General features: G+C 70.9%; 13 protein-coding genes. 4 read left to right on the top strand and 9 right to left on the bottom strand.

Annotation, left to right across the window (positions count from 1 at the left end; translation table 11 throughout):
* Window positions 1-14: 14 nt before the first annotated feature.
* Window positions 15-728, bottom strand: coding sequence for an SDR family NAD(P)-dependent oxidoreductase (locus tag KALB_RS29535; RefSeq protein ID WP_025359289.1), 714 nt, complete (start codon window positions 726-728; stop codon window positions 15-17).
* A gap of 50 nt (window positions 729-778) precedes the next feature.
* Between KALB_RS29535 and KALB_RS29530 the strand changes: the two genes are divergently transcribed.
* A complete protein-coding gene (locus KALB_RS29530) occupies window positions 779-1,714 on the top strand; it encodes an aldo/keto reductase (RefSeq protein WP_025359288.1) in 936 nt (311 codons plus the stop codon).
* A 41-nt stretch (window positions 1,715-1,755) separates the two neighbouring features.
* Here KALB_RS29530 and KALB_RS29525 read toward each other — a convergent pair whose 3' ends face one another.
* From KALB_RS29525 to KALB_RS29505, 5 genes are read right to left on the bottom strand one after another with little or no spacing between them, the layout of a single operon-like run.
* The gene (locus KALB_RS29525; RefSeq protein ID WP_236650052.1) at window positions 1,756-2,478 is read right to left on the bottom strand and encodes an alpha/beta fold hydrolase; all 723 of its coding nucleotides are present in this window, start codon (window positions 2,476-2,478) and stop codon (window positions 1,756-1,758) included.
* An 11-nt stretch (window positions 2,479-2,489) separates the two neighbouring features.
* On the bottom strand, window positions 2,490-3,329 hold the full coding sequence (locus KALB_RS29520) for an ABC transporter permease (RefSeq protein ID WP_025359286.1): 840 nt from the start codon (window positions 3,327-3,329) through the stop codon (window positions 2,490-2,492).
* A complete protein-coding gene (locus KALB_RS29515) occupies window positions 3,326-4,270 on the bottom strand; it encodes an ABC transporter permease (RefSeq protein ID WP_025359285.1) in 945 nt (314 codons plus the stop codon). Before KALB_RS29515 ends, KALB_RS29520 begins: the two co-directional genes overlap by 4 nt.
* Window positions 4,267-5,835 carry an ABC transporter substrate-binding protein gene (locus KALB_RS29510; RefSeq protein ID WP_025359284.1) on the bottom strand — a complete coding sequence of 523 codons (1,569 nt, stop codon included), beginning with the start codon at window positions 5,833-5,835 and terminating at the stop codon, window positions 4,267-4,269. Before KALB_RS29510 ends, KALB_RS29515 begins: the two co-directional genes overlap by 4 nt.
* The gene (locus KALB_RS29505; protein ID WP_025359283.1) at window positions 5,832-7,511 is read right to left on the bottom strand and encodes a dipeptide ABC transporter ATP-binding protein; all 1,680 of its coding nucleotides are present in this window, start codon (window positions 7,509-7,511) and stop codon (window positions 5,832-5,834) included. Before KALB_RS29505 ends, KALB_RS29510 begins: the two co-directional genes overlap by 4 nt.
* A gap of 180 nt (window positions 7,512-7,691) precedes the next feature.
* On the opposite strand from KALB_RS29505, the gene KALB_RS29500 reads away from it, so the two are divergent.
* Entirely contained in the window at window positions 7,692-8,672 is a 981-nt protein-coding gene (locus tag KALB_RS29500; protein WP_030108072.1) for a methyltransferase, read from the top strand.
* A 1-nt stretch (window position 8,673) separates the two neighbouring features.
* On the top strand, window positions 8,674-9,603 hold the full coding sequence (locus KALB_RS29495) for an alpha/beta hydrolase (RefSeq protein WP_025359281.1): 930 nt from the start codon (window positions 8,674-8,676) through the stop codon (window positions 9,601-9,603).
* Here the strand turns inward: KALB_RS29495 and KALB_RS29490 are convergent.
* From KALB_RS29490 to KALB_RS29480, 3 genes are read right to left on the bottom strand one after another with little or no spacing between them, the layout of a single operon-like run.
* Entirely contained in the window at window positions 9,590-10,177 is a 588-nt protein-coding gene (locus KALB_RS29490) for a TetR/AcrR family transcriptional regulator (RefSeq protein WP_025359280.1), read from the bottom strand. The two genes, KALB_RS29495 and KALB_RS29490, sit on opposite strands and share 14 nt — an antisense overlap.
* Before the next feature lie 46 nt (window positions 10,178-10,223).
* Window positions 10,224-11,822 (bottom strand): amidohydrolase, encoded by a 1,599-nt coding sequence (locus tag KALB_RS29485; RefSeq protein WP_025359279.1) that lies wholly within the window; start codon window positions 11,820-11,822, stop codon window positions 10,224-10,226.
* 3 nt (window positions 11,823-11,825) lie between these two features.
* Window positions 11,826-12,542 (bottom strand): MoaF C-terminal domain-containing protein, encoded by a 717-nt coding sequence (locus KALB_RS29480; RefSeq protein WP_025359278.1) that lies wholly within the window; start codon window positions 12,540-12,542, stop codon window positions 11,826-11,828.
* Between the two features lie 112 nt (window positions 12,543-12,654).
* Here KALB_RS29480 and KALB_RS29475 point away from each other — a divergent pair, with 112 nt between their 5' ends.
* Entirely contained in the window at window positions 12,655-13,359 is a 705-nt protein-coding gene (locus KALB_RS29475; protein WP_025359277.1) for an SDR family NAD(P)-dependent oxidoreductase, read from the top strand.
* Window positions 13,360-13,361 lie beyond the last annotated feature (2 nt).

Here is a 13,361-nt window from a genome sequence, read left to right as displayed (position 1 = left end):
GGCGCCCTCCCCGGTCACGTCAGCAACTGCCCGCCGTCCACCGCGAGGCTCACGCCGGTGATGTGCCGGGCGCCGGGTGAGGCGAGGAACAGCACGGCGGGCACCACGTCGTGCACCTCGGCGATGGAACCCAGCGGGATGCGCGACTCCCAGGCGGCCAGCGCGGCCGGGTCCTCGGCGAACCCGGCGGTCATCGGGGTGCGCACCGGGCCGGGCGCCACCGCGTTGACCCGGATCCGGTGTGGCGCCAGCTCGATCGCCGCGCTGCGGGTCAGCGCGTCCACCGCGGCCTTGGTCGCCTCGTAGTGGCCCAGCCCCGGGGTGGGCTGTCTGGCGCCGATCGAGGAGATGTTGACGATCGCCCCGCCGGTGCCGCGCCGGACCATGCGCGCGCCGATCGCCTGCGTCATCAGGAAAGTACCCCGCAGGTTCACGCTGACGCACCGGTCGAACACCTCGGTGTCCAGTTCGGTCAGTGGGCCGCCGCCCCCGGCCAGCCCCGCGCTGTTGACCAGCACGTCGACCTCGCCGAAGCGCGCCGCCGCCGCGTAGACCGAGCTGGGCAGCTCGATGTCCACGTGCACGTACTCGGCGCCGATCTCACGGGCGACCGGTTCGCCCGAGATGTCGGCGACCACCACTGTGTCCCCGGTGGCAAGGAAGGCCTCGGCCACCCCGCGCCCGATCCCGCTCGCCCCGCCGGTCACCACCACGGTTCTGCTTGTCATTCTACGAGCGTAGACTAAAACTCCGTTGTGCAGCCAGAGAAAGGACGCTTGTGGACGGTCAAAAGAAGCTGTGGCACTCGGTGTTCGGCCTCGGCTCGTGGAACACCTGGGACCGCATGGAGTTCGATGACGCCGTGGCACTGATCAGCGCCGCGGTGGACGCCGGGGTCACGCTGTTCGACGTGGCGCACTACGACTTCGGCCCGCACGCCGAGCAGTCCCGGACCGACGTCCTGTTCGGACAGGCCGTGCGCGCGGCCGGGCTGGCGCGCGAGCGCTACCAGCTCTGCGGCAAGCTCTGGTTGTGGGACTACCCGCGCACGGGGTTCGCGCGCCAGCTGGATGTGGCCCTGGACCGGGTCGGGGTGGACCGCGCGGACTCCGTCGTCGTCGGCGACTACCTGCACCGCGTGGACATCGCCCTTGTCGTGATCGACGTCAACGAGCAGATCCGCGCGGGCCGCTTCGACAGCTGGGGCGTGAACAACTGGGTCGCCGACGACCTGGACCTCGCGTTGGAGTTCGCCGAGCGCGAGGGCCTGTGCCCGCCGAGCTTCGCCCAGCTCAAGTACAGCGTGGTGCGGCGGTCCATGGCCGAAGGACCGTTCTACGGCAAGCACTTCGCCAGCGGGCGGCTCGCGTTGCAGGCCTCCGACGTGTTCGAGGGTGGGGTGCTGCTGGGCACCAGGACGCCCGCGCGCAAGATCGGTGCCGACCCGGGCGGCATCCGGGAACTGGTGCACCAGGCCGCCGACATGCTCGGTGCGGTCGCGGCCGACTTCGGGGCGAGCCGGGCCCAGTTGGCGATCGCCTTCTGCCTGTGCCACGAGGCGGTGGCCAACGTGTTGTTCGGGGTGAGCCGCATGGCCCAGCTGACCGACAACCTCGGGGCACTGCGGCTGTGGCGCGAGCACGGGGAGGAGATCCAGTCAGCGGTGCGGGAACTGTGGCTGGACAAGGAGGTCAGCGCGGACGGCACCTGGTGATCCGGCGTGGGGGCGGGACAGGTCTGCCGCCCCCACGCCGGTCACGGCGCGTCCAGGAACCCCGCGGCGGCAGCGCGGAAGGCCGCGCCGCGCAGGGCCGCGCCGTGGTCGCCGGGAACGAGGACCAGTTCGCTGCCCGGCACGAGTGCGGCGAGGGCCTCGATGCCCTGGCAGATCGGGTCCTCGGCGCCGCCCACGAACAGGGTCGGTACCGAGAGCTGCCCCGCCGCGGGGCTGAAGGGGTGTTGCCGCAGTCCCGCCACGCAGGCGGCCAGTGCCACCGGGTCACGGCCCGGCGCGGTGACCATGCGGGCGATGGCCGCGCTGAGCGGATCGGCGGGCAGCCGCCCGCCGGAGGCGAAGTCCAGCACGGCGGCCACGTCCACCGCACCGAACGGTTCGACCGGGCTGATGCCGCCCAGCACGAGTCGGCGCACCGGCAGCGCCCCCGGCAGCTCCCAGGCGAGGCGGGCGCCCAGCGAGTAGCCGATCACGTCCAGCTCGCCAGTACCGGAGACGGACTTCGCCAACGCCGCGACGAGCCCGCGCGGGCTCGTGTCGGCCGCGGCCGGGCTGGAGCCGTGGCCGGGCAGGTCGGGCACCAGCACGGTGCGCCCGGTGGCGGTCAGCGCCGCGGGCCAGCCGGTGGCGATCCAGTCCGTGTGCCCGTCCGAGGCGAAGCCGTGCACCAGCAGCACGGTGGGGCCGGTCGGGGTGCCCGTGGGTTCGAACCGCCGCACGACGAGGGAGGTGTTGGTGGGCAAGGGGGTTCTCCTCAGGTCGTCCGGGTGCGCAGGCGCTGCAACTCGTGCAGGGTCCTGGCACGGGGGTCCACCGCCTGGCGCAGCGCGCTGCCCACCAGGTTGAGCAGGAACACGCAGAGCATGATCGTCACACCGGGCACGACCACCAGCCAGGGCGCGGTCACCAGGTAGGACCGGCCCTCGGCGATCATGTTGCCCCAGGTCGGGGTCGGCGGGGCGATGCCCAGCCCCAGGAAGCTCATCGCCCCGTCCACGAGCATCGCCGCCGCGGCCAGCACCACGACCTGTACCAGGGCCAGCGGCAACACGTTGGGGAACACGTGCACCAGCAGGGTCTTCCAGCGGCCCATGCCCGAGACCCGCGCCGCGCCGATGTAGGCCCGGGAGGCCACGGCAAGCACCCGGCTGCGGATCACCCGCGCGGTGAACGGGGTGAAGATCACCGTCAGCGCGATCAGCTCGGTCCACAGGCTGGCGCCCAGTGAGATCGCCAGCGCCATGGCCAGGATGATCGCCGGGAAGGACATCCACGCGTCCATCACCCGCATCAGCACGGCGTCGGCGGCCCGGAAGAACCCGCTCACCAGGCCGATGACCAGGCCGGTTGCCGCGGCACACACCGTGATCAGTGCGGACAGGCCCAGCGAGGCCCGGCCACCGGACACCAGCCGGCTGGCCACGTCCCGGCCGTAGGAGTCAGTGCCCAGCAGGTGTGCGGCCGAGGGCGGCAGCAGCCGGTGCACCGGGTCGGTGGCGCTCACACTGGGCAGGAACACCGGCAGCACCAACACGATCAGCACGATCAGGCCGAGCGCGCCGGTGGCCAGCACGAGGGTCCGGTTGCGCCTCACGACACACGCACCTTCGGGTCGATCACCGCGTAGGACAGGTCCACCAGCAGGTTGACCAGGACGAACAACAGGGCCACGAACAGGGTCACGCCCTGGATCAGCGGGAAGTCCCTTGTGGACACAGCACCCATCAGCAGGTGCCCGAGCCCGGGGATGACGAAGATGGACTCGATGATCACGATCCCGCCGACCAGCATGGCGAAGTTGCTGCCCAGCTGGGTGATCAGCGGCATGAGCGCGTTGGGCAGCACGTGCCGCAGCATGACCCTGCTCTCGGACAGGCCCTTCGCCCGTGCCGTGCGCAGGTAGGCCAGCGGCAGTTCGCCGAGCATGCTCTCGCGCAGGGTCAGCACGAACAGCGCGGTCTGGCCGATCACCAGCACCACCAGCGGCAGCACCAGCGCGGGCAGTGCCTGGACGGGGTCGGTGAACAGGCTGTGGTAGCCGCTGGAGGGCAGCCAGCGCAGGGTCACCGAGAAGACCAGCACCAGCACCAGCGAGATCCAGAAGTCCGGGATCGCCATGCCCAGCGCGGAGAGGCGGTCCAGGGCCCGCGCCAGCGGGTTGCGCGGGGACACCGCGTACCAGGAGGTGACGGCCACCGAGAGCAGGAAGCTGATGACCGAGGACAGCACGGCCAGGGTCAGTGTGGGCGGGATGTGCTCCAGCACCACGCCCAGCACCGGCTGGTGGTAGGTGATCGAGCTGCCGAAGTCCCCGTGCAGCACGTGCCCGGCCCAGCTCAGGTACTGCTCCCACAGCGAACCGTCCAGGCCCATCGCCGAGCGCAGCGCGGCCACGTCGGCGGGGCGCGCGGTGGGGCCGAGGATCGCCAGCGCGGGGTCGCCGGGGATCAGCCGGATCACGAAGAACATCATCGTGCCGACCACGACCAGGATGACCAGCAGGTCGCGCAGCCTGCGCAGCAGCAGCCGGGTCATGGCGCCAGCCAGGAGTTCCAGAAGATCCGGTAGAAGTTGTCGTAGCCCTTCAGCCGAGGGGAGTACGCGGCGTAGAGCCGCGACTGGCTCAGCGTGATCACCGACAGCTGGCGCCAGGTCAGGTCCTGCAACTTGTCCACTGTGGACTTGGCCTGGTCGGCGTTCGTCGAGGCGTTGAACTGGGCCAGCAGCGCGTCCAGCTCCGCGGAGGAGGACCCGTTGAGCGTGCCCAGGGTCAGCGCGGGCATCTGCGCGGGCGAGGTCAGCGCGGAGTCGAAGAACAGCGTGGTCAGGTCCCAGCCCGCGGGGTCCTTGGTCAGCGTGCCCAGCATGGTCGCGAAGTCGTAGGTGTCGATCTTCGTCTGGATGCCGATCTTGGACAGCTCGTCCTGGAGCAGCACCGCCCACTTGCCGAACTCGGGGTAGGAGTTGGTGGTCACGATGTGCACCGTGCTGCCCGCGGGCACCCCGGCCTCGGCGAGCAGCTGCTTGGCCCTGGCCGGGTCGTGCTGGCGGTACACGTCCTCACCGGCGGTGGAGTAGAAGGACTTGTTGTCCGGTGAGGCGAAGGCGCCGGTCTCGATGGTCAGGTCCTTGCTGCCACCGGTGGCCGCGTTGATCGCGGGCTTGTCCAGCAGCAGGTTCAGCGCCTGCCGCGCCCTGGGGTCGGCGAACCGCGAGCCCTTGGTGAAGTTCGGGATGATGACGTTCTCGTTGCCACCGGGCAGGTTGTGCACCACCACCGCGGGGTTGGCCTTCAACGACTCGTACTGGTCGTTGGTGGGCATCGCGTGGTCCCACTGCCCGGTCTGTAGGCCGTTGACCAGCGCGTCCTGGTCGGCGACCACCTTGTAGGTCACCGTGTCCAGGTAGGCGTGCTTGGCACCGGCCTGCCCGCCCCAGTCCTGTTCGGACCGTGACTTGTAGCCGTCGTAGCGCTGCAACACCAGCTGCTGGCCGATGTCCCAGCTCTTGAGCTTGTACGGCCCGGTGCCGATCGCCTTGTCCTGGCCGAACCCGGTCGCGGGCAGGCCGGCCAGGTTCTTCGCCTCGTAGATCTCGGTGCCGGGGCTGGCCAGCTCGTCGATGATCGGGTAGCGCGGGCGCTTGAGCCGCAGCTGCACGGTGTGCGGGTCACCGGCGGTGATGCTGTCGATGTCGGGGGAGACGAGCTGGCCGGTGCGGTGTGCCTTGCGCCAGCGGTCCAGGCTGGCCACCACGTCGGCGGCCGTCAGCGGGTTGCCGTCCTGGAAGGTCACGTCCTTGCGCAGCGTGAAGGTGTAGACCAGCCGGTCCTGGCTCGTGGTGTAGTTGTCCACGAGCATGGGCCGCGCGGTGAAGTCGCGGTCCACCTCGAACAGCTTCTCGTACATCATGTTGCCGATCTGCGCGGTCACCTGGCCGGGGTTGGCCACCATGTCCAGGGACTGCGGATCGGTGGGTACCGCGACGGTCAGGTTGCCGCCGCGAACCGGCGGTCCGTCGGTACCGGAGTTCTGCGTGGCGCCACCGGCACAGCCGGCCAGCAACAGGGCGATCGGGATCAGCAGCGGGAGTCGTCTCATCGGTTCAGCAGTCCTGGTTCCGGCAGTCGGGGCAGTTCGGGGTTGGCCGCGAGCAGCCTGCGGGTGTACTCGTGCCGAGGGGCGAGCCGGATCTGCTCGGGCTCGCCCACCTCGACCAGCTCACCCCGGTACATCACGCCGACCCGGTCGGCCACCGAGAGCACCAGGCTGAGGTTGTGCGTGATGAACAGCAGGCTCAGGGTCCTGGTGCGGCGCAGGTGCAGCAGCAGGTTCATCACCTGGCCCTGCACCGAGACGTCCAGCGCGGAGGTGGGCTCGTCGGCCACGATCAGCGAGGGCTCGGCCGCGATCGCGCGGGCGATGGACACCCGCTGGCGCTGGCCGCCCGACAGCTGGGCGGGCAGCTTGCCCGCGGTGTCGGCGGGCAGGCCGACCTCCGCGATCAGCTCGGTCACGCGACTGTCCAGTTCGGACCCGCGCAGGCCGATCAGCTCGCGCAGCGGCTCGGCGATGATGCGCGCCGCGGTGTGCCTGGGGTCCAGCGAGCTCTGCGGGTCCTGGAAGATCAGCTGCGTGGCCCTGCGGAACTCCCGCTCCGAACCGAGCAGGCCCTTCGGGGTGCAGCGGTGCGCGCCGAAGCTGATGGTGCCCGAGGTGGGCGTCTCCAGCGCGCTGATCATCCGGCCCAGGGTGGTCTTGCCGGAGCCGGACTCGCCGACCAGGCCGAAGAACTCGCCGGGCGCGATCTCCAGCGAGACCTCGTCTACGGCGCGCAGTGACCGTCCACTCCGGCCGTACACTTTGGACACCCCGTCGACGACCAGCGGCGCGCCGTCGACGGGGTGCTCGTGGGGCGGCAGGACGAGGGTCTCGGTGGCCACCTCGCCCTTGTCCAGCAACGCCTCGGAGATGGTCGGGAAGCCCTCGCGCCTGCTCACGCCCAGTTGCGGGACGCAGGCCAGCAGCGCGCGGGTGTAGGGGTGGCTGGGTGCGGTCAGCACCTCGTCCCTGTCGCCGATCTCCACCAGCTTTCCCCGGTAGAGCACGGCGATCCGGTCGGCCACCTGCGCGGCCACACCCATGTCGTGGGTGATGAACACGCAGGCCGTGCCGTGGTCGCGGCGAACCCGGTCGAACAGGGCGAGGATCTCCGCCTGTGTGGTCACGTCCAGCGCGGTGGTCGGTTCGTCGGCGATGAGCAGGTCCGGGTCGGACATCAGCGCGAGCGCGATCATCACCCGCTGCTGCATGCCGCCGGACATCTGGTGCGGGTACAGGTTCAGCACTCGCTCGGTGTCGGTCAGGCCGACCTCGGTCAGCAGCGCGCGGGCCTTCGCCTCGGCCTGCTCGCGCAGGTGCCTTGGATAGCACTCGACGAGCTGCCTGCGCACACGCTGGGCGGGGTTGAGCGAGTCCAGTGCCTCCTGGAAGATCATGCCCAGCCGCCTGCCGCGGTAGCCGCGCATCCGGTCGGGGCTCAGCCCGGTCAGGTCCTCGCCGTCGAAGCGGATCTGGCCGCTGGTGCGCACGGGGGCGACGAACTCCAGCAGGCGGATGATCGACAGCGCGGTCACCGTCTTGCCGCTGCCGGACTCGCCGACCACGCAGAGCGTGCGACCCGCGGCCAGGTCGAGGGAGAGCTCGTGCACCAACTCGCGGTCGCCGTGCTCGGTGACCAGACCGACGCTGAGCCGGTCCAGCTCCAGCAGCGCCATGGGATCCCCTTTCGTCCACAGGGGTAGTTCTACGCATGTTGACACCAGCCCGGGGCCATGTCAATGGTTCTTTCTACGCCCGTAGGAACTTGTTTTTGCTTGCCATCACAGGAAAATCTCAACCTGGTGTTTATTGTCAACGTGTGTAGACTTTCGCGGATCCCAGTGAAGGAGGCGACCGTGAGCGGTCCCGATCCCAGTCGCATCGTCCAGATCGCCGTGGGCTACATGGCGGCCAAGCAGTTGTTCGCAGCCAGCGGAGCCGGGCTGTTCGCCGCGCTGGCGGACAAACCGCTCGCGGTGCCGGAGTTGGCCGAATCGACCGGTCTTCCGGTCAGCACAACGCGCATACTCGGTGACAGCATGTCATCGCTCGGACTTCTGTCCCGAGTGGACGGACGATACGCGCTGTCCCCGGACGCCGCCGCGCATCTCGCGGGGGAGGCCTCCGGTGTGGATCTCCGGCCGTTCCTGGCCTTCCTGGACCAGATCAGCTATCCGCACTGGCAGCAGTTCGAGCGGACCGTGCGCACCGGCGGACCCGGTGAGCTGGACCTGGAGGGGCAGCGCTGGAGCACCTTCCTGTCCGGGGTGATGACCTACAACGCCCTGCACGCCGAGGTGCTGGCCGCGCAGTTCGACTTCGGCCCGTACCGCGAGGTGCTGGACCTCGGCGGGCTGTCCAGCGCCTTCGCGGTGCGGGCCATGCGCGCCAACGACTCCCTGCGCACCACCTTCGTGATCGACCCCAACTCGGTCGAACCGGTCAGGCAGGCCGTCGCCGAGGCGGGACTGGCCGATCGCAGCGTGGTGCTCGGCGAGGCCACCCCGACCGCCCGTCCGCTGGGCTCCTTCGACCTGGTGCTGGTCAACCATGTCGTGCACCGGTTCACCGCCGAGCAGAACAGCGCGATCCTGGCCAACGCGCGAGCCGCCGCCGCACCCGGTGCGCGGTTGCTGCTGCTGGACTTCTTCCTCGACGAGGACGAGCAGCCGCGCGCCCTGGACGCGCTGCACGCGGGGGAGTACCTCGTCATCGACGGCACGGTGGTCTACCCCGAGCGCGAGGTGCGCTCCTGGCTCGACGAAACCGGTTGGCGCACAGTCGATCGGCTCACCCTGCCCGGGTGCCCTCGGGTGCTGATCGCCGAGGCGGTGTGACATGGCTCTGGATCCCGCAGTCGTGGAGCTGCTCGCCCGTACCGCCGCGCTGGCGCCGACCGGTCCGCTGTCGGCCGCCGAGATGCGCGCGGCCTTCGCCGCCGAGTGGCAGCGTCCCCGCGAGCTGGAGCCGGTTGGGTCCGTGACCGACCACGAGGTGCGCGGGCCCGGCGGGCCGATCCGCACCCGCGTGTACCTGCCGGAGACCGATCAGCCCGTACCGGCCTTCCTGTGGATCCACGGCGGGGGCTGGACCCTGGGCGCCGTGGAGGAGAACGAGGTCGCCTCCCGGGCGGTGTGCAACGCGGCGCGGGTGGCCGTGGTCGCGATGGACTACCGGCTCGCCCCGGAGCACCCGTACCCGGCGGCGCCCGAGGACTGCTACGCCGTGCTGGAGTGGTTGGCCGCGGGCGGGGCCGGTCCGCTGGTGGACCCGAGCAGGCCGGTGGTCGGCGGGGAGAGCGCGGGCGGCAACCTGTCCACTGTGGTCGCACTGATGAGCAGGGACCGCGGTGGGCCGGAACTGGCGGGTCAGGTGCTGATCTGCCCGGTGTTCGGCCACCCCGACGACGGCTACGAGTCGTACCGGAGCTGCGCCGAGGGATACGGCATGAGCGCGGGCGCGATGCGGTTCTTCTTCGACCAGTACGTCGGCGACCCGGCGCAGCTGGACGAACCGTACCTGTTGCCGTTGCGCGCCAAGGACCTGAGCGGACTGCCCCGCGCGCTGGTGCTGACCGCGGAGTACGACGTGCTGCGCGACGAGGGGGAGGAGTTCGCCAGGCGGCTGGTCGCGGCCGGGACGCGGGTGGAGCTGAGCCGGTACAAGGGGCAGATCCACGGGTTCTACGGGCTCTACACCGACCTGCCAGCCTCGCCGCGGTCACACGCCCACGTGGCCGAGTTCCTGCGCACCGTCAGGGGCGGGTGATCCGGTCCAGGAAGGACTCGATGTGCTGGTGTCGCAGCGCCACCGTGGAGAACTCGGCACCGACCAGGCTCATCACGTTGGCGCCAGCGGTGAGCAGCACGATCTCGTCCACCAGTTGCTCGTCCGGCAGGGCCGTGCGGATGTCCCCGTCCTCACGGCCCTCCGCGATGAACCGGTGCAGGACGCCGCGCCAGAACCGCAGGTGCTCCAGGTACTTCTCGTGCAGCTTGGCGTCGGACAGGGCAAGCTGCCAGAACGCCAGCAGGACCCGGCCCGCGGTGATGCGGGGCGGGTCCAGCGGCATGACCGCGGTGTAGATCTCGCGCAGCGCGGCCAGTCCGCGCAGCCCCGCCAGGTTCACGTACTCGGCCATCATGCCCAGCGCACGCTCGTAGGTGGCCTCGATGATTTCTTCCTTGCTGGCGAAGTAGTGCTTGAGCGCCCCGTTGGCGAAGCCCGCCGCCGCGGCGATCTCGCGCATGGTGGCCGCCTCGACGCCGCCCTCGGTGATCAGGCGCCACGTGACGTCGATGATGTGGCCGCGCCGCTGCTCGTGGTCGATGATCTTGGGCATCGGTCGCCTCCCGCGCTGGTGTGTCTACCAGTGTAGGAGAACGGAATCAGTTCAGAGCGAACACGCGCCGCCCGGCGAACCAGGTCTGCGTCACAGTGGTCCGCGCCAGTTCCTGGGGAGTGCACCGGAACGGGTCGCGGTCCAGCACGGCGAAGTCCGCCGACTTGCCCGGGGCCAGCGAGCCGGTCACCTGGTCCAGTCCCATCGCCCGGGCCCCGTTCAGGGTGAACACCGCGATGGCCTCGGCCAGGGTGATCGCCTGCTCCGGCCACAGCGCTCCCGGCCACACCCCGCTGGGATCGCGCCTGCTGACCAGCCCCGCGATGCCCTCCCAGGCGTTGGGCGACTCGCTGACCGGCCAGTCCGAGCCGCCCGCCACCAGGGCCCCGCTGTCGATCAACGTTCGGTTCGGCTGCATGTGTGAGGCAAGCTCAGCGGGCAGCACCCCGGCTATCGCCGCCGGGATCACGCCGGGCACCCACAGGTACGGGGAGATGTCCGCGGCCACGTCCAGTTCGGCGAACCGGGGGATGTCCTCGGGGTGCACGAACTGCCCGTGCGCGATCTGGAAGCGGGCGGCCGTGTGCCCCTCGGCGCGGACTTGACCGATCGCGTCAAGGGCCGCGCGCACCGAGGCGTCCCCGGTGCAGTGGATCTTCGCGGACAGCCCGGAGCGCAGCCAGCCCGCGAGTTCGGCCACGCTCATGGTGGTGGCGCCCCGGAAGCACGGGCCGTGCGCCTCGTCGGGCAGGTAGGGCTCGAGGAAGGCCGCCGTGCGGGTCGGTGGCACCCCGTCCAGGAACACCTTGACGAAGTCCGGCCGGTGGTGCGTGCTGCGGTAGCGCTCGCCCAGTTCCAGCAGCTCGCGGCCGACTGGATCGAATCCGAACACCGGGTCGTTGACCAACATGCAGGACACCACCCAGGCGTCCAGCCCGCCCGCCTCGTCCAGCTCGTGCAGCGCGCGCAGGATGTCCACCGACACCCCGGCGTCCTGGAACGCGGTGACCCCGTGGGCGTGCAAGGTGCTGATCGCGTGCCGGGAGGACTCCAGGTGCTGCCGTGGGGTGAGCGGCGGCGGCTTGGGCAGTGCCCCGGCAGCCTCCAGCAGCACCCCGGTCGGCGCCCCGGTGACCGGATCGCGCAAGATCACCCCGCCATCCGGGTCCGGCGTGTCAGTGGTGATGCCCGCCAGCTCCAGCGCCCGCGTGCTGGCCCACCGGTTGTGCCTGCTGTCGTCGGTGAGCAGCACCGGACGGCCGCCCGCCGCCGCGTCCAGCGCGTGCCGGGCCGCCACCGTGCACAGCTCGTCCACCAGGGTGGAGGCCCACGCGCCGCCCACCACCCACTCGTCCGGGCCCAGCTCCGCCGACCAGGCGCGGACCGCCGCCAGGATCTGCCGCAGCCCGAACTCGGCGCCGAAGCTCAGCTCGAACAGGGCCGCCCGCCCCGCCATGGCGTGGTGGTTGTGCACGTCGACCAGGCCCGGCACGACGAACGCCCCGCCCAGGTCGACCACCTCGGTGTCCGGCCCGCGCTCGGGCTCGACCAGCACCCCGCCGGTCACGGCCAGCTCGGTGCGCCAGGGCGTGGCCTCGTCCACGGTGTAGACCCTGGCGTTGGTGAGGATCAGCTCCGCTGGCACGGCTCACGCCCCGGCCGGGTACACGGTGGTGCTCAGCAGCTGCCCGTACGCGCCGAAGGTGAAGTGCGTCGGTACTTGACCGGACTCGTCAAGTCCGAACAGCGCCCCGTGTGAGCGCATCCGCCCCGCGTCGCGGTGATCGGCCACGGTGACCGCCGCGCAGGGGATCACCTTCTCCCGCCAGGCGAACACGTAGATGCCCGGCCGCAACTCGTAGGTGGTCTGCTCGTCGGTGTCGGCCAGCCCCCGCTCCGGCCCGGCCAGGCAGTGCCAGGTGTACCAGTGCTCGGTCAGGTAGACGTGCTCATAGGCGTGCGCCTGGCTGTACACCCAGCGAACCCGCCTGCCCAGCAGGGCCGTGCTCGGCGCGGGCGCCGAGCCCCGTGTCACGATGCCTTCGATCAATGCGGGCCGGAACCGTTGGGACACACGGGGTGTGCCCGCGCCGATCGTGCTCTCCACGAGCAGCGCGCGACCGGTGTGCAGGTCCAGGAACAGCGAGCTCGCCTGCGTGCCCTGGTGGGCCTGCACGTAGTACAGGTCCTCGTCCACCAGCCAGGTGTCGGCCGGTTCACGCCACTGCACGGTGCCGCCGTCCGCACAGTGCAGCACGAACGCGCGCCCGTGCAGGTCGTCCACAGTGGGCGCCCGGTTGGCGTCGAAACCGGGGGCGAGCCCGTCCAGGGGCAGCCAGGTCGAGGTGTCCGACAGGTCCGTCATGCCGCCAGTCTCGGCAGCGCGCCCCGTCCGGCGGTACCCGTCGTGCGGGCCTGGTCAACAAGGATGCGCTGGCAGCCAACCGGTTCCGCCGCGCCGCCCGCAGGATGGCGGCATGTGGCTCGGGCTGGCGGGAAGATCAGTGCTCGTGACCGGTGCGGCCTCGGGCATCGGGTTGGCCTGCGCGCAGGCCCTGCTCGCCGAGGGCGCGCGGGTCGGCACGATAGACCTCGCCGATCCCGCGACCGTGCAAGCCGATGTCACCGACGAGCAGCAGCTCGCGAGCGCGGTGGACACGATCGCCCAGCGGCTCGGCGGCATCGACGTTGTCGTGGGCTGCGCGGGCATCTCCGGCCCGGTCGGCACCCCGCTGGAGCAGACCGGGCTCGCCGAGTTCACCCAGGTGCTCGCGGTGAACGTCACCGGGCAGTTCCTGCTGGTCAAGCACGCCCTGCCCTGGCTGCGCCGCGCAGTGGACCCGGCCGTGGTGCTGCTCGCCAGCGACTCGGCCTTCGTGTCGGCGCCCGGCATGGCCCCGTACTGCGCGTCCAAGGGCGCCGTGGTCGCGCTGACCCGTGCCCTGGCCGTCGAACTGGACGGTGTGCGGGTCAACTGCGTGTGCCCGTCGATCGTGGACACGCCAATGGCGCGCGCCGACCTGGGCGACACCGCGCTGGACACCGCCGAGTTCCCGGTGCAGGCGGCCCAGGACGTGGCCGCGCACGTGCTGTACCTGGCCTCCGCGCGGTCCCGCACCGTCAACGGCCAAGCCGTGCTGGCCGACTTCGGCTGGTCCGCGCGGTCGAACTTCCCGGCGTGAGA

It is taken from the genome of Kutzneria viridogrisea DSM 43870, from assembly GCF_000525635.1.
GTDB lineage: Bacteria > Actinomycetota > Actinomycetes > Mycobacteriales > Pseudonocardiaceae > Kutzneria > Kutzneria viridogrisea.
The sequence above is the reverse complement of the archived record's forward strand: the minus strand, read 5'-3'. Positions and strand labels throughout refer to the sequence as shown.